Source organism: Streptomyces dysideae, assembly GCF_001514305.1.
GTDB classification, from domain to species: Bacteria; Actinomycetota; Actinomycetes; order Streptomycetales; family Streptomycetaceae; genus Streptomyces; species Streptomyces dysideae.
Window position 1 is genome coordinate 116,751 of the sequence record NZ_KQ949099.1, and the last position, 20,665, is coordinate 137,415.

A 20,665-nucleotide genomic window follows, 5' to 3' on the forward strand; every position below is an offset into this window, starting at 1 on the left:
GTGGGACGGGTGACACCCAGGCGGCCCGGCTCCCGACAGAGTCCGGGAGCCGGGCCGCCCTGTGGGGGCCGCCCTGTGGGGGCCGCCCTGTGGGGGCCGCCCTGTGGGGGCCGCCCTGTGGGGGCCGCCCTGTGGGGGCCGCCCTGTGGGGGCCGAGGATCAGAGCAGCACCCTCCCCAGCGCCCCGAGCGCCCCCGTCAGTTCCTCCTCCGTGATCGTCAGTGGCGGGGCCAGGCGGATGGTGGAGCCGTGGGTGTCCTTGACCAGGACGCCCTCCCGGAGGAGCCGTTCGCTGATGTCGCGGCCGGTGCCGATCGTCGGGTCGATGTCGACGCCTGCCCAGAGGCCGCGGGCGCGGAAGCCGACGACGCCGCTGCCGACCAGGTTGGACAGGCCGGCCCGCAGGACCTCGCCGAGCTGTGCCGCACGGCGCTGGAAATCGCCCGTCTCCAGCAGTTCGACCACCGCCGTGCCGACCGCGGCGGCGAGCGGGTTGCCGCCGAACGTCGAGCCGTGTTCGCCGGGGCGGAGAACCCCGAGCACGTCCCGCCGGGCCACCACCGCGGACACCGGCACGATGCCGCCGCCCAGCGCCTTGCCCAGCAGCAGCACGTCCGGCACGACCGACTCGTGTTCGACGGCGAGGGTGCGGCCCGTACGGCCGAGGCCGGACTGGATCTCATCCGCGATGAAGAGGCAGTTCGTGCGGCGGGTCAGTTCCCGGACACCGGTCAGATAGCCCTCGTCGGGGATGACGACCCCCGCCTCGCCCTGGATCGGCTCCAGCAGCACCGCCGCCGTCGTCTCGTCGACCGCCGCCTCCAGCGCCGCCAGGTCGTTGTACGGCACGATCCGGAAGCCCGGCGTGAAGGGGCCGAAGCCCTGCCGCGCCGTCTCGTCCGTCGAGAAGCTGACGATCGTCGTCGTACGGCCGTGGAAGTTCTCCGCCGCGACCACGATCGTCGCCTGATCGGCAGGGACGCCCTTCACCTCGTACGCCCACTTGCGGGCCACCTTGATGCCGCTCTCCACCGCCTCGGCACCCGTGTTCATCGGCAGCACCATGTCCAGACCCGTCAACTCCGCGAGCCGCTCCGCGAATTCGGCGAGCCGGTCGTTGTGGAAGGCACGGGAGGTGAGCGTCAGGCGGTCCAGCTGGCTGTGTGCCGCCTCGATCAGTGCCGGGTGGCGGTGGCCGAAGTTGAGGGCCGAGTAGCCCGCCAGCATGTCGAGGTAGCGGCGGCCCTCCACGTCCTCGACCCACGTCCCCTCGGCACGGGCGACGACCACGGGCAGCGGGTGGTAGTTGTGCGCCAGGACCGGCTCCTCGGCGCGGATGAGATCGGCGGACGTACGCGTACGGACGGGTACTCGGATGGGCGCGGTCATGAGCGGATCTCCTGGGTGCAGCACTTGATGCCACCGCCGGCCTTGCGGAACTCCGACAGGTCGACGGGGACGGGAACATAGCCACGGCGCGCGAGCTCGGACACGAGAGCCGTCGCCTCCGGCGAGATGAAGACATGGTGGCCGTCGCAGACCGAGTTCAGGCCGAAGGCCAGCGCGTCCTCGCGGGTCGCGAGCACCGCGTCCGGATAGAGCCGCGCCAGCACCTCACGGCTGCCGGGCGAGAACGCCTCCGGGTAGTACGCGATGTTCGCCTCGGGCCCCTCGTCCAGGACGAACAGCGCGGTGTCCAGGTGGTAGAAGCGCGGGTCCACCAGCGTCAGGCTGATCACCGGCAGGCCGAAGAACTCCTGCACCTCGCGATGCGCCTCGCGGGTCGTACGGAAACCGGTGCCGGCCAGCACGTACCGGCCCGCCGGGACCAGATCGCCCTCGCCCTCGCACACCGATTCGGGGCGGTACACGTCGTAGCCCGCGGCCTTGAACCACGTGTCGTAGTGCGTGGACTCGGGGCGCCGCTCGGGCGCGTGGAAGAGGGAGCCGAAGACGCGGCCGTCGACGACGACCGCCGAGTTGGCGGCGAAGACCATGTCGGGGAGCCCGGGAACCGGCTCCACGGTGTCGACCGCGTGGCCGTGGGAGCGGTAGGCGCCGATCAGCGACTGCCACTGCTCCTGGGCCAGATCGACGTCGACCCTGGTGTCGGGATTCATCCAGGGGTTGATCGCGTACTGCACGGCGAAGTGTCTGGGTTCGCAGACGAGATAGCGCCGCCGGCGCGGCACACGGCGTTCGGGCACAGAGGGGTTCCTCCGCTTCCTGCGGTGTCGACTGGGGTTGACACCAAGGTAGGAAGTGACCCAGACAACAGACAAGGAACAAATCTTGCGTGTTCGCGCAGGATCGCTGCGTCTTCGAGCCTGTCAGCGCAGGCCTGCTGCGCCGTCTGTAGCTTCCTCCGGGGCCGGCTGACTGGCGCCCGCCTCGGGGCTTTCCGGGATCAGATGCGACAGCACCATCACACTGATCGTCTTGCGGATGAACGGCTCGATCCGGATCCGCTCCAGCACCTCCTCGAAGTGCTGGACATCCCGCGCCCGCACATGCAGCAGCGCGTCCGCGCCGCCCGTCACGGTCATCGCCGCGGTGATCTCTGGATGGTTGCGGACCACCTCCGCGAGCCGCCGCGGCGGGGCCGCGCCCTCGCAGTACACCTCCACGTACGCCTCCGTACGCCAGCCCAGCGCCGACGGCTTCACCGTGGCCGTGAACCCGGTGATCACCCCCGTGTCACGCAGCCGGTCCACGCGCCGCTTCACCGCCGTCGACGACAGCCCGACGGCCGCGCCGATCTCGGCGAAGCTCGTCCTCGCGTTCGCCATCAGCGCGGTGATGATCTTCCGGTCCAGCTCGTCGAACGGCGTCGGCCTGCTGTTCATGGCGGCACTGTATCCAGCGGGAACGTCTCACCTCGGTCCATGTCCAGACGTACGAATTACTCCTACACTCCGGATTCATGCTGCGCGCCCTGGCTGTCGACGACGAACGCCCCTCGCTGGAGGAACTGCTCTACCTCCTGCACGCCGATCCCCGCATCGGCAGTGCCGAGGGCGCCGGCGACGCGACCGAGGCGCTGCGCCGCATCAACCGCGCCCTGGAGTCGGGGCCGGCCGGGCCGGAGGCGATCGACGTCGTCTTCCTCGACATCAACATGCCCGGCCTCGACGGCCTCGACCTGGCCCGGCTGCTCACCGGCTTCGCCAAGCCGCCGCTGGTGGTGTTCGTCACAGCCCACGAGGACTTCGCCGTCCAGGCCTTCGACCTCAAGGCCGTCGACTACCTCCTCAAACCCGTCCGCAAGGAACGCCTCGCCGAGGCGATACGCCGGGCCGCCGAGCTCAGCGACAGCGGCCCGCGGATACCCGTGCACGAACCCGACCCCGACCAGATCCCCGTCGAGCTCGGCGGCGTGACCCGCTTCGTCACCGTCGAGGACATCACCCACGTCGAGGCCCAGGGCGACTACGCCCGGCTGCACACCGAGCGCGGCAGCCACCTCGTCCGCATCCCGCTGTCCACCCTGGAGGAGCGCTGGCGCTCCCGCGGCTTCGTCCGCATCCACCGGCGCCATCTGGTCGCCCTGCGCCACATCGGCGAGCTCCGCCTGGACGCGGGCACCGTCAGCGTCATGGTCGGCACCGAGGAACTCCAGGTCAGCCGCCGCCACGCGCGCGAACTGCGGGACCTGCTGATGAGGAGGCCGTGACCGTGCCCCAGAACCCGACCGAACGCCGCGTCGCCGTCACCGGCCCGCCCCGGCGCGTCCGCCGCGTCTCCGGCTACTACCGCCCGCGCACCGAGATCGACGAACAGACGACCCTCGGCCACACCTACGTCCGCTCCCTGATGCGCACCCAGCTGCGCGCCGCCCTCACCGTGTTCGCCGTCCTCGGCCTGCTCGTCGGCCCGTTGCCCCTGCTGTTCGCGGCGATGCCCGACGCCCGCCACCTGGCGTGGCTGGTCCTGGGCTTCGGCCTCTACGCCCCCCTGGTCCTGCTCGCCCTCTGGTACGTGCGCCGCGCCGAACGCAACGAGCGCGACTTCGTACGCCTCGTCGAAGACCGATGACCCGACGGCACACGAGCACAGACCGATGAACTCCAGCTACGCCGTCCCGGCCGTCGCCCTCGTCGTCCTCGCGACGGTCTTCGTCGGCGCCTTCGGCCTGCGCATCTCCCGCACCACCTCCGACTTCTACGTCGCCTCCCGCACCGTCGGCCCCCGCCTCAACGCGGCCGCGATCAGCGGCGAGTACCTCTCCGCCGCCTCCTTCCTGGGCATCGCCGGCCTGGTCCTCGTCCAGGGCCCGGACATGCTCTGGTACCCGGTCGGCTACACCGCCGGCTATCTGGTCCTCCTGCTCTTCGTCGCCGCCCCGCTGCGCCGCTCCGGCGCCTACACACTGCCCGACTTCGCCGAGGCCCGCCTCGCCTCCCAGGCGGTGCGGCGGCTCGCGGGCGCCTTCGTCGTCGGCGTCGGCTGGCTGTACCTGCTGCCCCAGCTCCAGGGCGCCGGGCTGACGCTGACGGTCCTGACGGGGGCGCCCGCATGGCTCGGCGGAGTGATCGTCGCGGTCGTCGTGGTCGCCATCGTGGCCGCGGGCGGAATGCGCAGCATCACCTTCGTGCAGGCCTTCCAGTACTGGCTCAAGCTCACCGCCCTGCTCGTCCCCGCCCTCTTCCTGGCCCTCGCCTGGCAGGGCGACGGCGCCCCCCGGCACGCCTTCGACGAACCGGCGACCTTCCGCGAACAGCGCGTCGTCCGCGTCGACACCACCCTCGACCTGAACCTGGACCGGCCGCTGACCGTCACCGTGAGCGGCACCGTCGACGGCCGCACGCACGACGACCAGCAGCTCCGGCTCCCGGCCGGCACCCATCACATCAAGGGCGGCACCCGGCTGACCTTCGCCGCGGGCTCCCCCGTCCCCGAGCCCGACCGTGGCGCCAGCGGCGGCCTGTCGCCCTCGCAGGCCGAGACCCGCGGCGAACGCCCGCTGTACGCCACGTACGGACTGATCCTCGCCACCTTCCTCGGCACCATGGGCCTGCCGCACGTCGTCGTCCGCTTCTACACCAGCCCGCACGGCGTCGCCGCCCGCCGCACCACCGTCGCCGTGCTCGGCCTGATCGGCGCCTTCTACCTCCTGCCCCCGGTCTACGGCGCCCTCGGCCGCCTGTACGCCCCCGAGCTCACCCTCACCTCGGACGCGGACGCCGCCGTCCTGCTGCTGCCCGAGCGTGTGATCGGCGGCCTCGGCGGCGACCTGCTCGGCGCGCTGGTCGCCGGGGGCGCCTTCGCCGCGTTCCTGTCGACCGCCTCCGGCCTGACCATGGCCGTTGCGGGCGTGCTCACCCAGGACGTCCTCCCGGCCCGCGGCGTACGGCACTTCAGGCTCGGCACGGTCCTCGCGATGGCCGTACCGCTGGTGGCGAGTGTGCTGGTCGGCGGGCTGCCGGTCGCCGACGCCGTGGGGCTCGCTTTCGCCGTGTCGGCGTCGTCCTTCTGCCCGCTGCTGGTCCTCGGCATCTGGTGGCGGCGGCTGACCCCGCCGGGCGCGGCCGCCGGCATGCTGGTCGGCGGCGGTTCCGCGCTGCTCGCCGTCGCCGCGACGATGGCGGGCTTCCCGGGCACCGGCGCACTGCACGCCCTGCTGGCCTGGCCGGCGCTCTGGTCGGTGCCGCTGGGCTTCCTCACGATGATTCTGGTGTCCCTGGCGACCCCGGGCCGGGTGCCGACCGGGACGGCGGCGATCCTGGCGCGGTTCCATCTGCCGGAGGAGCTGCGGGCGGAGGTGAAGGCATGAGCGGATTCATCGCGGGCCTGTGTGTGGCGATCCTGCCGCTGCTGGCCGCCGGTTTCTGGCTCGGCCGTCGCACCGCACGCCCCCAGAACCTCGGCGGCCTCGGCACCCCCGTCGAACACGCCACCTTCCAGACCCTGCACACCGCCTCCCTCGCCGCACCCCCGCTGCGGGCGGGCCTGACCGAGGAGACCGCCCGCAGGTCGGCCCGCCGCCTGCGCACGCTGCTCGGCACGGACGCGCTCTGTCTGACGGACCAGAAGGAGGTCCTGGCCTGGGACGGGGTGGGCGGCCACCACCGTACGGAGATCATGGAACGCCTCGCCGGGCCGCTGGAGTCGGGCCGCGGCGAGGCGTTCCCGCTCACCTGCGAAACCCCCGACTGCCCGGTCCGCTGGGCCGTCGTCGCCCCGCTCACCGTCGACGACCGTGTCCACGGCGCCCTCGTCGCCTGCGCGCCCCGCGAGTCGGCGGTGCTCGTCCGGGCGGCCGGCGAGGTGGCCCGCTGGGTCTCCGTCCAGCTGGAGCTCGCGGACCTCGACCAGTCCCGCACCCGCCTCATAGAGGCCGAGATCAAGGCCCTGCGCGCCCAGATATCCCCGCACTTCATCTTCAACTCGCTCGCGGTGATCGCGTCATTCGTCCGCACCGACCCCGAGCGCGCCCGCGAACTGCTCCTGGAGTTCGCCGACTTCACCCGCTACTCGTTCCGCAGGCACGGCGACTTCACCACCCTGGCCGACGAACTCCACGCCATCGACCACTACTTGGCCCTCGTCCGGGCACGCTTCGGTGACCGCCTCTCCGTCACCCTCCAGATCGCCCCGGAAGTCCTGCCGGTCGCCCTGCCCTTCCTCTGCCTCCAGCCGCTCGTCGAGAACGCCGTCAAACACGGTCTGGAGGGCAAGGCTGTGACTGCCGCAGGCAAGAGCCACATCAGCATCACCGCACAGGACGCCGGTGCCGAGGCCCTGGTCGTCATCGAGGACGACGGCGCCGGCATGGACCCCGTCCTGCTGCGCCGCATCCTCGCGGGCGAGGTCAGTCCGTCGGGCGGCATCGGGCTGTCCAACGTGGACGACCGGCTCCGCCAGGTCTACGGCGACGACTACGGACTCGTCATCGAGACCGCCCTGGGAGCGGGCATGAAGATCACCGCCCGGCTGCCGAAGTACCAGCCGGGGGTGCACTCCGCAGGGCGGCTCACCGGCGAATGAGGCTCAGGTACTACGGGTGGCGATCATCCCGAGAGTGATCAAGCCCAGCACCACCCACCCGAACCACAGCCAGCCGTTGCTCCCGAGCGCCACCGTGTAGGCCGTCACCGCGACGAGTCCGCCGATGGTGAGACCTCCCATCGTCTTCGTAGAACTGTCCGTAGAACCGGGCATCGCAACACCCTCCTCATGGTTCGTTCCCCTCCATGGTGCCCCCGTTCTGCCTGCGGACGGTGCACACGACGAAATGCGTACCGGACTTCCAGGCACTTCCGCTCGTCCAGGAGCCCGCCGTGTAGACGGACGGGTCGAAGCCGTACTCGCGCGGCGGTATGTCACGGGCGCACGCCGTGTCCGATTCGGTGCGCGCCTCGGGAAGCGTCACGTCTTCGCCCAGCCGGGTGAACCCGAGCACCTGCTCGTCGTGCGGGCCGTCGCAGGACACCAGCCGGGCGTTCCGGTTGGACGGCACCTTCAGGCAGTCCCGCCGCTGCATGGTCGCCGTGTCGGCGAAGGCCGAACCCAGCTCGCGATGACCGCCGAGCGGCCCGTGCACCGGCCCGTGCGCCCCCAGCACCAGACAGGCGGTACGCCGTTCCGCGGCCTCGAACCCCGCCTCGCTCGGCACGACGGCGAAGCCGCGCACGTCCGCGAGCCGTCCGCGCAGCTCCCGCGTGAGCTCCTCGCACGCCGCCGGGCTCTCCTGCCGCGCCTCGGCGGCGTTCGCGGCCTCGGCGAACGCCATCACCTGCCCGTCCGGCGCCTGCTCCCGGCAGGTCGGATCGAGCTGCAGCCGGGGCGTGCCCCGGAACGGCTGCGCGCCGGGCCAGTCGGCGAGCACACAGTCGCCGTCCTTCAGCGGCCGGTCCAGCCCCACGGCGTCGCCGTACGGCTTCGCCTCACCGCCGGGGGGCTGCTGGGCCATGGCGTACCAGACCCCGCCCCCGGCGAGCGCCAGCCCGAGGAGACCCGCGATGACGGACTGCAGCACCCGCGGACGGGTACGGCGCCGCCTGCCGGGCCCTCTCGGTACCGGCTCGACGAGGGGCCCGAAGCCGGCCGGAGCGGCTGTGGCCGCGACACCGAAGCCCCCGCCACCGGGCGGCGGCGGGGGCGGAGGAGGGGAGACCCCGGCCCAGTGCGGCTGCGACCCGAGGTCGGTCTGTGTCCGGGCGAACGGGTCGGCCTGCGGAGTGACGATCCGCGACAGCGCCGCCTCCGCCTCGACCGAGGTCAGCCGCCGCGCGGGATCCTTCTCCAGCAGCGCCTGGAGCACGGGACCCAGCGCACCGGCGCGCGAGACCGGGCGCGGTTCCTCCACGACCACCGCGGTCATCTCCGCGAGATGCGACTCCCGCTCGAAGGGACCGCGGCCCTCGACGCCCTGGTAGAGCGTGCAGCCCAGCGAGAACAGGTCGGCGGCCGGGGTCGGCGGCCCGCCCGTGACCCGCTCCGGCGCCAGATAGCCCGCCGTGCCCACGAGCGCCGACGCCAGCGTGTACCGCGTCTCCCCGGCGTCCGGCTGCACGGAGATGCCGTAGTCGGTGAGCAGGACACGGCCGTACGGCGACCCGGTGCGGTCCGGTGCGAGCAGGATGTTCGCCGGTTTCACGTCCCGGTGCATGACCCCCCGCTCATGCCCCGCGGTCAGCGCGTCGAGCACGGCCAGCCCGATCCGGGCACACTCCGCGGGCGCCAGCGGGCCGCGCTGCTCCACCAGGTTGCGCAGGTCCACCGCGCCCGCCACGTACTCCATGACGATCCACGGCAGCCCCTCGTGCTCCAGCACGTCGTGCACGGTCACCACATGCGGATGTCCGCGCAGCCCCGCCGCGTGCCGCGCCTCGGCCCGGGCCCGGGCCACCCTGGCCTCCCGTTCGTGACCGGCCTCGGCCGGGTCCCGGAACACGATCTCCTTGAGTGCGACCTCGCAGGCGAGTCTCTGGTCGTGGGCGAGCCAGACATGGCCCATACCGCCGCTGCCGAGCTGGTTCAGCAGCAGATAACGGCCGGCGATGACCCGGCCCACTCCCGACGTCGGTGATCCTGAAGGCATCCGGTGACTCCCGGGCTCTGCGGGTGCTACGTGGTCGCGCTTGCGGTGGGGCCGTCGGGCGACGCCGGCTCGCTCGTCGCCGGCGCGGAGGTGGCCGGGGCGCTGGTCTCGGGAGGGGGTGGGGGCGGCGCGCTGCTGGTCTCAGGCGGCGATGGAGGTGGCGGTGGTGGCGCACTGCTGGTGAGCGGGGCGCTGGTCGGGGGCGCGCTGGTCTCGGGCGGCGGTGCGGTGGTCGTGGGCTCCTCGCTCGGCGGAGCCGAGGAGGACGGCGGCCGGGAGGACGGGGCCTCGCTCGGGGGAGCGGAGCTGGGTGGCCCGGAGCTCGAGGTCCCGGAGGACGAGGACGGCTGGGCGGACGTCGACGGGCCGACCGGCGGCGACGATGCCGAACCCGGGGGAGCGGACGTACCACTTGACCCGCTACCGGACTCGCCGCCGGACCCCCCACCCGGCGACCCGCCGGACGCTCCTCCGGCCACGCTCAGCATCACGTACTCCCCGAACCGCAGCTCGGTCCCGGCCGGCGGATCCGACGCCGTGACCCGGGCGTTGTCCGGCGGCAGCCCCTTGCCGTCGAACCCGGCCGCCAGCCCCCTGTCGGCCAGCCGCCGGCTCGCCTGCCCGAACGTCGTCCCGGCGAGGCTGGGCACCGCGCGCCGCTCCCGGGTGTCGAACGCGGCGTCGTCCTCGCCCGTGCTGCCGACCGGCCGGTTGATGCCCCGGTCGGGCTCCTGGACGTCCACGAGGGCGATCCGCTCCAGTTTCCGGGCGGCGGGCCGCACGGCCAGCACGGAGGTCCGCTCGTACCCCTTCCACTTCTCGTTGCCGTCCTCGAAATCGACCTTTATCCGGCTGGTGTCACCCTCGAAGGGACGCAGCGGATTTCCGCACGAACACTTCACGGCGGGAAGTCCCTGCTCGTCGACGAGAATCGTGATTCCCGCCTGGAGCAGTGAGTTGTAGGGAACGGCCTTTCCCTTTTTGTAGTCGTGGTTCTGCACGAGAGTGTCGTGACGCAGGAGAACCGGTGTGAGCCGGTCCAGATAATCCGGAATCCCGGCGGTGGTGATGTCCAGGGCGGCCGCCCAGGCCCGCGCCTTCGCATCGTTCGCGGGATCGGTGAGGAACGCCTCGAGCTTCTCGACGTCACAGAGCGCGGGCTGCTTCGACCCGCCGTACAGCCCAGGCGTGTCCCCCTGCTGGAGACCGCCCCGCGCCGTCTGCGACCGGACCTGGGCGTCCCGGCCCAGCCCCTGGTCCTCGTCGAAGAACGGCGCGAGCGACGGCACCCCCGCCGCGACGGCCTTCACCAGGAGCAGGGGCGCGTCCCGGTCGCACCCGCTGAGCGCGAGAACGAGGACCAACAGCACAAACACGCGAAATGCCATCACCGCTCCCCCCGGCGGTTCCCCCGACGCGTTTCATGCTACTGAATGGAAAAGCAATTCAGGAGGCTTGAGGGAAATGAGGATTCAGCGCCCGCGTGCGCTGAGTGAGGCCAAATAGGCGTTGTACGCCTCGAGTTCCTTGTCGCCGTCCCGGTCGGCGGCCCGGTCCTGGCGCTTGGCCTGCCGCTGCTCCGAGCCGTACCACTGGAACAGCAGCGCGATCAGCACCAGTACGGACGGGATCTCACTGAACGCCCAGGCGATACCGCCGGCGGCGTTCTGGTCGGACAGCGCGTCGATGCCGAGCGAGGCGGGCGGGTTCTTGAACGTCTCGACCATCGGAGTCGACGCCATCATCAGCGCGATCCCGAAGAACGCGTGGAACGGCATGCCCGCGAAAAGTTCCAGCATCCGCATCAGATAGCCCGGCCGGTGCGGACCGGGATCGACGCCGATGATCGGCCAGAAGAAGACCACGCCGACGGCGAGGAAGTGCAGCATCATCGCGATGTGCCCCGTGCTCGAGCCCATCAGGAAGTCGAAGATCGGCGTGAAGTACACCGCGTACAGGCTCGCGATGAACATCGGGATGGTGAACGCGGGGTGCGTGATGATCCGCATGTACCGGCTGTGCAGCAGCATCAGCAGCAGCTCACGCGGTCCCTTGCGGCCCCGGCCCGCCGTCGGCAGCGCGCGCAGCGCCAGCGTGACCGGGGCGCCGAGCAGGATCAGGATCGGCGACAGCATGCTGATCACCATGTGCTGCACCATGTGCACGCTGAACATGACCATGCCGTAGTCATTGAGCTTGGTGCACATCATCAGCGCGATGGTCAGCACACCCACGACGTACGACACGGTCCGCCCGACCGGCCACTTGTCCCCACGCCGCGTCAGCCGGACGACCCCCCACGCGTACAGCCCGAGCCCCACCAGACAGGCGACGAGGAAGAACGGGTCCGCGGACCATCCCAGCCCTCGCCCCAGCGTGAACGGCGGCAGATCCATGGTCATGCCGTGCCCGCTGTGATCCATTCCGCCGGCTCCTGATTCGTGGGGGTTGCGCGCTGTCTGTCCGCACACAGACTAGAACCGCCCCCGGCAACGAATGTCACCGGGGGCGGTGCAGCGCCCCTTCAGAGGCGCGGGGCTGTATCAATATGCGGCTCCGCCGCGTGGGCGCGATCAACCACTGATCACGTCACAACACGCACTCGGCCTCTTCATACCGCTCAGCCGGAACCGTCTTGAGTTGCTCCACCGCCTCGGCCAGAGACACCATCACGATGTCGGTCCCCCGAAGCGCCGTCATCTTCCCGAACTCCCCCCGGTGCACAGCCTCCACCGCATGCCACCCGAACCGAGTCGCCAGCACCCGGTCGTACGCGGTAGGCGTACCACCCCGCTGCACATGCCCCAGAATCACCGGCCGAGCCTCCTTGCCCAGCCGATGCTCCAGCTCGATCGACAGCTGACGGGCGATCCCGGCGAACCGCTCATGCCCGTAGACGTCCTTGCCGCCCTCGTCGAACTCCATCGTCCCGGCGGCCGGCTTCGCCCCCTCCGCCGCGACGACGATCGCGAACCGCTTGCCCGCCTCGAACCGCTCGCCGACCCGCGCGGCCAACTCCTCGATGTCGAAGGGCCGTTCCGGTACGACGATGGCGTGCGCGCCGGCGGCCATGCCGGAGTGCAGTGCGATCCAGCCGGTGTGGCGCCCCATGACCTCGACGACCAGGACGCGCTGGTGGGACTCGGCGGTGGTCTTCAGCCGGTCCAACGCCTCCGTCGCGACGCCGACGGCCGTGTCGAAGCCGAAGGTGACGTCGGTGACGGCGATGTCGTTGTCGATGGTCTTCGGCACGCCCACGACGGGCAGACCGCTGTCCGACATCAGCCGGGCGGCCTTGAGCGTGCCCTCACCCCCGATCGGGATGATCGCGTCCAGACCGAGCTCCTCGAGGTGCCCCTTCGCCCGCTCCACGCCGTCGCGCAGATGCGAGGGCTGGACCCGGGAGGAACCGAGGATCGTGCCGCCGCGAGCCAGGATGCCGCTCACCGCGTCGAGGTCGAGCTTGAGGTAGTCGCACTCCAGGAGACCCTTCCAGCCGTCCCGGAAGCCGATGACCTCGTCGCCGTGGTCGACGACGGCGCGGTGCACGACGGACCGGATGACGGCGTTCAGGCCGGGGCAGTCGCCGCCGGACGTGAGGACACCAATGCGCATAGCCCGAAATACCTTCTCAACGTGGGCCGGATCCGGACCACGTTGTCCGGCTCGATCCCCGCCACCCTAGCGGCAGGAGGGGGCGGGGCCGAACCATGCGTCCGCCTGCTGGACGACCCCGCTCACCTGTGCGGACACAGCGTCAGACGGGCTGGTAAAGCCTGGCTTGAGAACAGGTGTACGCGCCGGTCAGGCGGGCTGCTGAGCGGACGCGATGCGCTCGTTGCGCAGAGCCTCGTACCAGCGGTCGTCGGTCGGCGGCAGCGCGTTCACGTCGAGCGCCAGCTTCAGCAGCAGGTCGGCGATCAGTGGGTTCCGCGCGAGCACGGGACCGTGCATGTACGTACCGAAGACCGTGTCGTTGTACGCGCCCTCCGTGCCGTCCCCGGTGCCGTTGCCGTTGCCGAGGCGGACCTGGGCGAGCGGGCGGGCGGTGGGGCCGAGGTGGGTGACGCCCTGGTGGTTCTCGAAGCCGGTCAGCGGAGGCAGGCCGAGCCGCGGATCGATGTCGCCGAGCACGTCACCGACGCACCGCTCGCCCTCGCCGCGCACGGACACCACGTCCAGCAGACCGAGGCCGGGCTCGCGCTGGCCGAGGTCGTTGATGAACTCGTGGCCGAGGATCTGGTAGCCGGCGCACACCGAGAAGACGATCGCGCCGTTCTCGACGGCCCGGTGCAGACCGCCGTCCCGGCGCAGCCGCTCGGCCGCGAGCCGCTGCGGCCGGTCCTCGCCGCCGCCGATCAGATAGATGTCGCCGGAGGTCGGGATCGGCTGGTCGCTGCGGACGTCGAGCCGGGCAACGTCGAGGCCGCGCTGCCGGGCCCGGCGCTCCACGACCAGGACGTTGCCCTGGTCGCCGTAGGTGCTGAGCAGGTCGGGGTAGATCCAGACGACCCGCAGACTGTTGTCGCTCACAAAAGTCCCCTGAGTGTGTTAGTTGCCGACGCGGCGGCGCAGGTCCTGGAAGGCGGTGTAGTTGGCGATGACCTCGATACGGCCCGGCGGGCACAGCTGCACGGCCTGGTCGAGGTTCTCGCAGACCTGGAACTGCTGGTTCGCCACCTCGAGGCGCACCGCGAGGTCCAGCTTCCGGTCGCCGACGACGCAGATCGGGTGGCCGGTCAGCCGCGTGTAGTCGACGTCCCACAGCCAGGAGGTGTCGGTGCCGTCGGCGCCGCGCGCGTTCACGGAGAGGATCACCGGGGTGGGCGGCGGGTCGATCAGGCTGAACGTTTCGAGCCAGCCTGCCGGGTTCTTGGCGAGCAGTAGCCGCAGGTCGCGCTGCATGAACTGCACGACGTCGTACCGCCCGGCCACGGCCTGCACCTGGTACATGCGTTCCAGAGCGACCTGCGGCGGTACACCGAAGACGGCGGCGACGGCGGCGGAGGAGGCGGCGTTGGCCTTGTTGGCGCGACCGGGCAGCTGGAGATGAATGGGCCACGCGGATCCGTGCGGATCGAGGACATGATCCCCGGACAGTGCCCAGCTCGGCGTGGGCCGGCGGAACCCGCACTCACCGCAGAACCAGTCGTCGCCCGGCCGCTGCATCACGCCACCGCACGACGGGCAGGACCATGCGTCGTCCTTCCACATCTGCCCGGCGGCGACCCAGATCACGTTGGGGGAGGAGGACGCGGCCCACACCACCAGCGGGTCGTCGGCGTTGGCGACGATGACGGCCTTGGAGCCCGCGAGCCCCTCACGCCAGTTCTCGGCGAGCATGCGGGTCTCGGCGGCGCGGTCGAGCTGGTCGCGGGAGAGGTTCAGCAGGGCGATGCACTTCGGGTCGGTGTCCCGGGCGACGCCGGCGAGGTACTTCTCGTCGACCTCGATGACGCCGTACCGCGCGTCCGAGCTGCCCGCGAGCGCCGAGGTGATGCCGGCGGGCATGTTGGCGCCGAGCGCGTTGGAGACGACGGGCCCGGCGGCCCGCAGGGCCTCCGCGATCAGCCGGGTGGTCGTGGTCTTGCCGTTGGTCGCCGACACCAGCACGACGTCCAGGTTCTGGGCGAGCGCGGCGAGGAGGTCGGGGTCGAGTTTGAGGGCCACCCGGCCGCCGATCACCGAACCGCTCCCGCGCCCCGCGGCACGCGATGCCGCCGCGACCGCCTTGCCCGCGGTCACGGCGATCTTGGCCCGCGGCGAAAGCGGGTCCGAGTTGCCTGCCATCAGTTCTCGATCCTCCTTGCGTACGCGCCGCGCCTCTGCCTGACGGCAACGTGGTAGGTGGTCAGCCTATCGAGATCCATTCGCACTCCCGAATCGCGCCTGCGCCTACGCGACGGGCGTGGGCCGAGATGACCGTACTCTTCTGTCCATGCGACATGGCACGATCCCGGGCGCCCACGGCCGCGTCCGGCCCCTCACGCTGCTCGGCGACCCGGTACTGCACGCCCCCTGCGAGGAGGTAACCGGCTTCGGTCCCGAACTGGCGGGTCTCGTGGAGGACTTGTTCGCAACGATGTACGCGGCGCAGGGAGTGGGCCTGGCGGCCAACCAGATCGGCGAGCCGCTGCGCGTGTTCGTATACGACTGCCCCGACGACGAGGACGTACGACACCTGGGCCACGTGGTGAACCCGAAGCTGGTGGAGGCGGACGGCTTGGTGCTGCGAGGCCCGGAGGGCTGCCTGTCGCTACCGGGTCTGGAGGCCGGGACGGAACGATACGACCACGCGGTGGTAGAGGGTTTCACGGCAACGGGCGAGCCGCTGACGATACACGGCACGGGCTTCTTCGCCCGCTGCCTCCAACACGAGTGCGACCACCTGGAAGGCAGGGTCTACGCGGACCACCTGAAGGGCTGGCGCCACCGCCGCCTGATGCGGCAAGCGACGCGAGCTTCTTGGCACCGGTGAGTGGACGTACCTGTTTTTGGGCCCCACAGACCCGCAGCCGAAACACAACCGTCAGAACCCCGGACCACCGATCTTGTCCCCAGCCGCAGCCAACCGCCCCCACAACAGATCGGCCAGACTCCCCACCAGCTCAGCCCGAGAACAAGGCCGTTCCCCCAGCCACCAGTCCCCGGCCGCATGCATCATCCCGACGATCCCATGCCCCCACACCCGAGCCAGCTGCTGACTCCCGGGCCCGAGATCCAACCGCTCCTCGATGACCTGGGCCAACTCCTCGCCCATTCTGCGAAGCAGCGGCGCCGAATGCTTGCCGACATCGAATCCAGGGTCCCCCGGCTGCCCGCCCTCCGACGGATGCATCAGAAACCGGTACACCTGAGGCCGCGCCTCGATCGCCGCGAGATACGTGTCCAATGTGGCCTCAACGCGCTCCCGCCGCTCCGCGGGAGCGTCCAGCGCCGCCCGCAGTGAATCCAGCAGCGCATCCGTATGCCGCTTCGCCAACGCGGCGTAGAGTCCCCCCTTGTCACCGAAGTGGCGGTAGAGGATCGGCTTCGTGATCCCCGCCTCCGCGGCGATGGCGTTCATGGAGGCCTGTGGGCCGTCGCGCAGGACCACCCGGTCGGCGGCCTCCAGCAGCTCGCGCCGACGGCGGTCGGCGGACCGTTGCTGTTCGGTCCGCTGCGTGGTGTCCATGAGCTCTCCCCACCCGTGCTGAATCGGTGACGCCTGCGCAAACTAACACCTGACCACCACCTGTCATCGAACGGGCTGCCGAGGGGGCGTCGGGAGTTGACTTTTCCTACCCGCCGGTAACAGACTCGAGTTACCGCAAGTAACATGCTAATGCGTCGCCGCTGGAGGGGACATGGCCGAGTTCACCATGGAGCTCAACGACGAACAGAAGGAGGTCCGGGACTGGCTGCACGGATTCGCCGCCGATGTGATCCGCCCCGCGGCCGCCGAATGGGACGAGCGTGAGGAGACTCCCTGGCCAGTCATCCAGGAGGCCGCGAAGGTGGGCATCTATTCCCTGGACTTCTACGCCCAGCAGTACTTCGACCCCACCGGCCTCGGCATACCCATGGCCATGGAGGAGCTGTTCTGGGGCGACGCGGGCATCGCCCTGTCCATCGTCGGCACCGGCCTCGCCGCCGTCGGCGTCCTCGCCAACGGCACCGAGGAGCAGATCGGCACCTGGATCCCCCAGATGTACGGCGACGCCAACGATGTCAAGGTCGCCGCGTTCTGCTCCTCCGAGCCCGACGCCGGCTCCGACGTCGCCTCGATGCGGACGCGTGCCGTGTACGACGAGGCCAAGGACGAGTGGGTCCTCAACGGCACGAAGACCTGGGCGACCAACGGCGGCATCGCCAACGTCCATGTGGTCGTCGCGGTCGTCGACGCGGAGCTCGGCTCCAAGGGCCACGCCTCCTTCATCGTCCCGCCGGGCATGCCGGGCCTGTCCCAGGGCCAGAAGTTCAAGAAGCACGGCATCCGCGCCTCGCACACCGCCGAGGTAGTCCTGGAGAACGTCCGGGTGCCCGGCTCCTGCCTACTCGGCGGCAAGGAGAAGCTGGACGAGCGGCTGGCCCGGGCCCGGGAGCGGGCGAAGGCGGGCGGCATGGGGGTCCCCCCGCTCGAGCGAAGCCGAGAGTGGGGGAGGGTGAAGAACGCGGCGATGGCGACGTTCGAGGCCTCGCGGCCTGCCGTCGGTGCCATGGCCGTCGGTACCGCCCGTGCCGCCTACGAGGTCGCCCTCGACTACGCCATGACGCGTGAACAGTTCGGGCGGCCGATCATCGACAACCAGGGTGTGGCGTTCCAGCTCGCGGACATGCGCACGTCCATCGACGCCGCCCGCCTGCTGGTCTGGCGCGCCTCCTGGATGGCGGTCAACGGGAGGCCGTTCACCGCCGCCGAGGGCTCGATGTCCAAGCTGTTCGCCAGCGAGACGGCGAAGAAGGTGACCGCCCAGGCGATCCAGATCCTCGGCGGCAACGGCTACACCAGGGAGTACCCGGTGGAGCGTATGCACAGGGACGCCGCGATCTACACGATCTTCGAGGGCACGAGCGAGATCCAGCGGCTCGTGATCGCGCGGACGCTGTCGGGGATGCCGATCCGCTAGGGCCTGTCCGGCGGATCATGCCGCAGACGCGGGGTCTGGCACGCCCTCCCCACTCTCGGCTTCGCTCGAGCGGGAGGTGCCCCCACCGGCGTTTTCGTCGGTCGCCGACTCCCCCACTCTCGACTTCGCTCGAGCGGGGGGACCCCCATCGCGTCGACTCCCTCCTCCGCCTTGCAGCCGCACGCACCAGACCCCGCTCACCGGCGCTGATGAGGCACCGCCGATTCCCTGCGGCCTGATCCGCCGGACAGGCCCTAGTGCCCCGGCAGGCAACGTTCGCCCGTTAAGGAGCGGCGTCCGGTGCGTGCTCTCGGCGTGCCGGGTACAAGCCCTCGTACTGGACGTACTCGGGTTTGTGCCTGGTGCGGCGAGTGGGGGCACCTCCCACGCCCTTGAGGCAGTGGGGGAGCGTACCGGGCGTCGCGACGGGGCGAATGTCGCCTGTTGGGGCACTAGCTACGCGGCGCCGACCCGATCTCCACCACCCGTGCCCAGTCGGGCGGTGTGTCCGGCACGTAGTCGGGGTCGTCCTCGTCCCATGACCCTCCTGCGTGCTGCCGGGGGAACAGGCCCACCACCGTCCGGCACGACGGGCGGGTGGCCGGCCAGGGTGTCTGACCGTCGGTCAGGACCACGATGACATCGGGCTTGTGCTGGGCCCGGAGCGCCTTGGTGAAGCCCGAGCGCAGATCCGTGCCCCCGCCGCCCAGCAGTGGGATGCCCTCGCCGCGGCACAGCGGGTGCACGATCCGGGCCGCTGCGTCGCACGGCACCACGTTGACCAGGTCACGGCGGCCGCCCACGGCCCGGGAGATGGCGGCGACCTCGAGGAGCGCGCTGCCCAGTTCGGCGTCGCTCACCGACCCGGACGTGTCGATGACCACGGAGACCCGGGGCGGTCGACGGCGCAGGCTCGGCAGCACGGCGCCGGGCACCCCGGCCGAGCGCCGCGCGGGCCGGCCGTAGGTGTAGTCCTCGCCCGCGCCGGAGCCGGAGGCCGCCGAGCGGACCGCCGCTCCCAGCAACTCCCGCCAGGGCTGCGGCGGATGGAACGCCTCGTCCGCCCAGCGCCGCCACCCCCGCGAGGCGCTCCCGGGGCGGCCGGTGATGCCCTGCGCCACCCGGAACCGGACCGCGTCCTGCTCCTGCGCACTGAGGCCGTGCGCGCCGTCCGGGCCCAGATCCCACTCCCGTTCCAGCCCGTCGGCGCCACTGCCGCAGTCCAGCCAGGAGAGGCTCTGGGTGAGCGGCCCCAGCCGGAACTGGCGCAGGTAGTCCTCCATGAGTTCCCCGTCGGGCAGTTGCAGGGACTGCGGCCGGACAGCGCCTTCGGGCCGGACCAGTCCGTCACCGAACACGTCGTCGTTGATCTCGCAGTCCGCGGCGATGTTCATCCGCAGCCGCTCCGCGGGGCCGGTCAGCCCCTGCTGCCGCGCGAACCGGTCGCTGCGCGCGTGATGGTCGCGCAGCAGGTGGGACACCTCGTGCACCCACACCCCGGCCAGCTCCTCCACCGGCGTCCGGTCCACGAACCCCGGCGAGACGTAGCACCGCCAGTACTGGTCGACGGCCATCGTCGGCACCCGCCGTGACTCGACGGTGTGCAGGGCGAACAGGGCCGTCGCCAGGTAGGGCCGGACCCGGGCGGCGTGCAGCCGGGCGGCGAAAAGCTTGTCGAGGTCGAGCGCCCCCGGCGCGTGAGAGGTCATCGGCCCGCATTCGCGGCGACCGCGGACCGGGCCGCCGCGCGGTCCGCCCGCCGGGACAGGGTGACCACCCCGGCGAGCCGCTCGATCGACGCCGGCACGTCCCAGTCCTCCCGGCGCAGCGTGGCGAGTGTGGTCGCGGGGACGACCACCAGGTCCGGCGCCCCGGTCTCCACCGCCCGGACGAGGAGTGCCCAGGCCGCGTCCCAGCGGGACTTGTCCGGGTGTTGACGGACCGCGGCCACCACTCCGTCGAGCGCGGCCTGGCGCAGATCGCCCCGCTCGGGCAGGACGGCCCCGGCCGGGTCGGCGAGCAGCACCTCGGGGTCCGGGAGGTCCATCCGGTCCAGGCTCGCCAGCAGCTCCAGCCCCGGACCGTCCCCGACCGTGCCCCTGACCAGCAGGGACAGTACGTCCCGGGAGGCGCCGGCCGCAGTCGCGAAGGCGATCAGGGACAGGGACATGTCCCAGCTGCGGGGCGACGGCCAGGCGCCGCCCCGGCGGGCTTCGCTCCTGGGCAGCTGGTGGACGAGTTTGGGGCGGCCGGTGAGGAGCCCGCACACCGCGCGGCGGGCGAAGTCCACGGCTTCCGGCAGCTTCTCCGGGTCGAGCCGGGGCAGGGTGGCCCGGGGCCAGGTCCCTCCGAGGCCGCGTACGACGACCTCGTGGTCGTGGGTCCACTGCAGGTGGACGAAGCGGTTGGCCAGCGGTGGGCTCAGCTCCCAGCCGTCGGCCGCCGAGGACCGAGGGTTGGCGGCGGCCACGATACGGACGCCGGGCGGCAGCCGGAGGGCGCCGATCCGCCGCTCGAGGACAAGACGGAGCAGGGCGGCCTGAACAGCCGGCGGCGCGGTGGACAGCTCGTCCAGGAACAGCAGCCCGCGACCGGCCCGTACCAGCCGGACCGCCCAGTCCGGCGGGGCCATCGGGACACCCTGCTCCGCGGGATCGTCGCCGATGACGGGCAGCCCCGAGAAGTCGGACGGCTCGTGGACGCTGGCGATCACCGTGGTCAGCGGGAGGTCCAGGGCCGCGGCGAGATGGGTCAGTGCCGCGGTCTTGCCGATCCCCGGTTCACCCCACAGGAGCACCGGCAGGTCGGCGGCGACGGCCAGCGTGAGGGCCTCCAGCTGGGTGTCGGGGCGCGGTTCGGTGGTGGTGTCGCGCAGCAGGGTCAACAGATCGCCTGCGACGTCGAGTTGCGAGGCGGAGGCGGGGGCAGAGGCGGTGTCGGTGGCAGTGAACGGGGTGCAGATGGGCATATGTGATCACCTTTGGGTTCGTGGTACGGGGAAAGGACGCGGGGA

19 protein-coding genes are annotated in these 20,665 nt (G+C 71.4%); 6 read left to right on the forward strand and 13 right to left on the reverse strand.

Translation table 11 applies throughout. The features are described 5' to 3' along the window. Positions 1-159: 159 nt before the first annotated feature. From rocD to AQJ91_RS32090, 3 genes are all read right to left on the reverse strand, one after another. A complete protein-coding gene (rocD, locus tag AQJ91_RS32080; RefSeq protein ID WP_067028491.1) occupies positions 160-1,389 on the reverse strand; it encodes an ornithine--oxo-acid transaminase in 1,230 nt (409 codons plus the stop codon). After that, entirely contained in the window at positions 1,386-2,207 is an 822-nt protein-coding gene (gene ddaH / locus AQJ91_RS32085) for a dimethylargininase (protein WP_067028493.1), read from the reverse strand. Before ddaH ends, rocD begins: the two co-directional genes overlap by 4 nt. Positions 2,208-2,330: 123 nt before the next feature. Beyond that, positions 2,331-2,846: an Lrp/AsnC family transcriptional regulator gene (locus tag AQJ91_RS32090; RefSeq protein WP_067028495.1), complete on the reverse strand. Its 516-nt coding sequence runs from the start codon at positions 2,844-2,846 to the stop codon at positions 2,331-2,333. Between the two features lie 77 nt (positions 2,847-2,923). On the opposite strand from AQJ91_RS32090, the gene AQJ91_RS32095 reads away from it, so the two are divergent. From AQJ91_RS32095 to AQJ91_RS32110, 4 genes are read left to right on the forward strand one after another with little or no spacing between them, the layout of a single operon-like run. Further along, complete coding sequence (locus AQJ91_RS32095) at positions 2,924-3,673, forward strand: LytR/AlgR family response regulator transcription factor (protein ID WP_067028497.1); 750 nt, start codon at positions 2,924-2,926, stop codon at positions 3,671-3,673. A 2-nt stretch (positions 3,674-3,675) separates the two neighbouring features. After that, complete coding sequence (locus AQJ91_RS32100; protein WP_067028577.1) at positions 3,676-4,035, forward strand: hypothetical protein; 360 nt, start codon at positions 3,676-3,678, stop codon at positions 4,033-4,035. Positions 4,036-4,060: 25 nt separating this feature from the next. Beyond that, the gene (locus AQJ91_RS32105) at positions 4,061-5,773 is read left to right on the forward strand and encodes a sodium/solute symporter (RefSeq protein ID WP_067028499.1); all 1,713 of its coding nucleotides are present in this window, start codon (positions 4,061-4,063) and stop codon (positions 5,771-5,773) included. Then, positions 5,770-6,987 (forward strand): sensor histidine kinase, encoded by a 1,218-nt coding sequence (locus AQJ91_RS32110; RefSeq protein ID WP_067028501.1) that lies wholly within the window; start codon positions 5,770-5,772, stop codon positions 6,985-6,987. Before AQJ91_RS32105 ends, AQJ91_RS32110 begins: the two co-directional genes overlap by 4 nt. 3 nt (positions 6,988-6,990) lie before the next feature. Here AQJ91_RS32110 and AQJ91_RS52575 read toward each other — a convergent pair whose 3' ends face one another. The 7 genes from AQJ91_RS52575 to AQJ91_RS32140 all read right to left on the reverse strand — a co-directional run bounded on the left by AQJ91_RS52575 (position 6,991) and on the right by AQJ91_RS32140 (position 14,833). Further along, positions 6,991-7,161, reverse strand: coding sequence for a hypothetical protein (locus tag AQJ91_RS52575; protein ID WP_107122586.1), 171 nt, complete (start codon positions 7,159-7,161; stop codon positions 6,991-6,993). Between the two features lie 13 nt (positions 7,162-7,174). After that, on the reverse strand, positions 7,175-9,043 hold the full coding sequence (locus AQJ91_RS32115; RefSeq protein ID WP_067028503.1) for a serine/threonine-protein kinase: 1,869 nt from the start codon (positions 9,041-9,043) through the stop codon (positions 7,175-7,177). 26 nt (positions 9,044-9,069) lie between these two features. Beyond that, entirely contained in the window at positions 9,070-10,431 is a 1,362-nt protein-coding gene (locus AQJ91_RS32120; RefSeq protein WP_067028505.1) for a PASTA domain-containing protein, read from the reverse strand. Positions 10,432-10,515: 84 nt separating this feature from the next. Further along, a complete protein-coding gene (locus AQJ91_RS32125) occupies positions 10,516-11,466 on the reverse strand; it encodes a cytochrome c oxidase assembly protein (protein WP_067028507.1) in 951 nt (316 codons plus the stop codon). Between the two features lie 166 nt (positions 11,467-11,632). Next, positions 11,633-12,658, reverse strand: a complete 1,026-nt coding sequence (locus tag AQJ91_RS32130) for a 6-phosphofructokinase (RefSeq protein WP_067028509.1) — start codon at positions 12,656-12,658, stop codon at positions 11,633-11,635. Between the two features lie 189 nt (positions 12,659-12,847). Beyond that, complete coding sequence (locus AQJ91_RS32135; protein WP_067028511.1) at positions 12,848-13,576, reverse strand: type 1 glutamine amidotransferase; 729 nt, start codon at positions 13,574-13,576, stop codon at positions 12,848-12,850. Between the two features lie 18 nt (positions 13,577-13,594). Then, complete coding sequence (locus AQJ91_RS32140) at positions 13,595-14,833, reverse strand: MurT ligase domain-containing protein (protein ID WP_067028513.1); 1,239 nt, start codon at positions 14,831-14,833, stop codon at positions 13,595-13,597. A gap of 148 nt (positions 14,834-14,981) precedes the next feature. Here AQJ91_RS32140 and def point away from each other — a divergent pair, with 148 nt between their 5' ends. Further along, on the forward strand, positions 14,982-15,521 hold the full coding sequence (gene def / locus AQJ91_RS32145) for a peptide deformylase (protein ID WP_067028515.1): 540 nt from the start codon (positions 14,982-14,984) through the stop codon (positions 15,519-15,521). Between the two features lie 51 nt (positions 15,522-15,572). Here the strand turns inward: def and AQJ91_RS32150 are convergent, their stop codons facing one another. Continuing rightward, a complete protein-coding gene (locus AQJ91_RS32150; RefSeq protein ID WP_067028517.1) occupies positions 15,573-16,217 on the reverse strand; it encodes a TetR/AcrR family transcriptional regulator in 645 nt (214 codons plus the stop codon). Positions 16,218-16,389: 172 nt separating this feature from the next. On the opposite strand from AQJ91_RS32150, the gene AQJ91_RS32155 reads away from it, so the two are divergent. Continuing rightward, positions 16,390-17,652, forward strand: coding sequence for an acyl-CoA dehydrogenase family protein (locus AQJ91_RS32155; RefSeq protein WP_067028519.1), 1,263 nt, complete (start codon positions 16,390-16,392; stop codon positions 17,650-17,652). A gap of 452 nt (positions 17,653-18,104) precedes the next feature. On the opposite strand, the gene AQJ91_RS32160 is transcribed toward AQJ91_RS32155, so the two are convergent. Further along, complete coding sequence (locus AQJ91_RS32160; protein WP_067028521.1) at positions 18,105-19,361, reverse strand: vWA domain-containing protein; 1,257 nt, start codon at positions 19,359-19,361, stop codon at positions 18,105-18,107. Continuing rightward, positions 19,358-20,620: an AAA family ATPase gene (locus AQJ91_RS32165; RefSeq protein WP_067028524.1), complete on the reverse strand. Its 1,263-nt coding sequence runs from the start codon at positions 20,618-20,620 to the stop codon at positions 19,358-19,360. The genes AQJ91_RS32160 and AQJ91_RS32165 overlap by 4 nt, the downstream gene beginning before the upstream one ends. Positions 20,621-20,665 lie beyond the last annotated feature (45 nt).

Excerpts from the sequence above, each read along its gene's own strand:
- rocD (WP_067028491.1), bottom strand. The coding sequence starts at position 1,389 with ATGACCGCGCCCATCCGAGTACCCGTCCGTACGCGTACGTCCGCCGAT.
- AQJ91_RS32090 (WP_067028495.1), bottom strand. The coding sequence starts at position 2,846 with ATGAACAGCAGGCCGACGCCGTTCGACGAGCTGGACCGGAAGATCATC.
- AQJ91_RS32095 (WP_067028497.1), top strand. The coding sequence starts at position 2,924 with ATGCTGCGCGCCCTGGCTGTCGACGACGAACGCCCCTCGCTGGAGGAA.
- AQJ91_RS32105 (WP_067028499.1), top strand. The coding sequence starts at position 4,061 with ATGAACTCCAGCTACGCCGTCCCGGCCGTCGCCCTCGTCGTCCTCGCG.
- AQJ91_RS32110 (WP_067028501.1), top strand. The coding sequence starts at position 5,770 with ATGAGCGGATTCATCGCGGGCCTGTGTGTGGCGATCCTGCCGCTGCTG.
- AQJ91_RS52575 (WP_107122586.1), bottom strand. The coding sequence starts at position 7,161 with ATGCCCGGTTCTACGGACAGTTCTACGAAGACGATGGGAGGTCTCACC.
- AQJ91_RS32115 (WP_067028503.1), bottom strand. The coding sequence starts at position 9,043 with ATGCCTTCAGGATCACCGACGTCGGGAGTGGGCCGGGTCATCGCCGGC.
- AQJ91_RS32120 (WP_067028505.1), bottom strand. The coding sequence starts at position 10,431 with ATGGCATTTCGCGTGTTTGTGCTGTTGGTCCTCGTTCTCGCGCTCAGC.
- AQJ91_RS32125 (WP_067028507.1), bottom strand. The coding sequence starts at position 11,466 with ATGGATCACAGCGGGCACGGCATGACCATGGATCTGCCGCCGTTCACG.
- AQJ91_RS32130 (WP_067028509.1), bottom strand. The coding sequence starts at position 12,658 with ATGCGCATTGGTGTCCTCACGTCCGGCGGCGACTGCCCCGGCCTGAAC.
- AQJ91_RS32140 (WP_067028513.1), bottom strand. The coding sequence starts at position 14,833 with ATGGCAGGCAACTCGGACCCGCTTTCGCCGCGGGCCAAGATCGCCGTG.
- def (WP_067028515.1), top strand. The coding sequence starts at position 14,982 with ATGCGACATGGCACGATCCCGGGCGCCCACGGCCGCGTCCGGCCCCTC.
- AQJ91_RS32150 (WP_067028517.1), bottom strand. The coding sequence starts at position 16,217 with ATGGACACCACGCAGCGGACCGAACAGCAACGGTCCGCCGACCGCCGT.
- AQJ91_RS32155 (WP_067028519.1), top strand. The coding sequence starts at position 16,390 with ATGGCCGAGTTCACCATGGAGCTCAACGACGAACAGAAGGAGGTCCGG.
- AQJ91_RS32160 (WP_067028521.1), bottom strand. The coding sequence starts at position 19,361 with ATGACCTCTCACGCGCCGGGGGCGCTCGACCTCGACAAGCTTTTCGCC.
- AQJ91_RS32165 (WP_067028524.1), bottom strand. The coding sequence starts at position 20,620 with ATGCCCATCTGCACCCCGTTCACTGCCACCGACACCGCCTCTGCCCCC.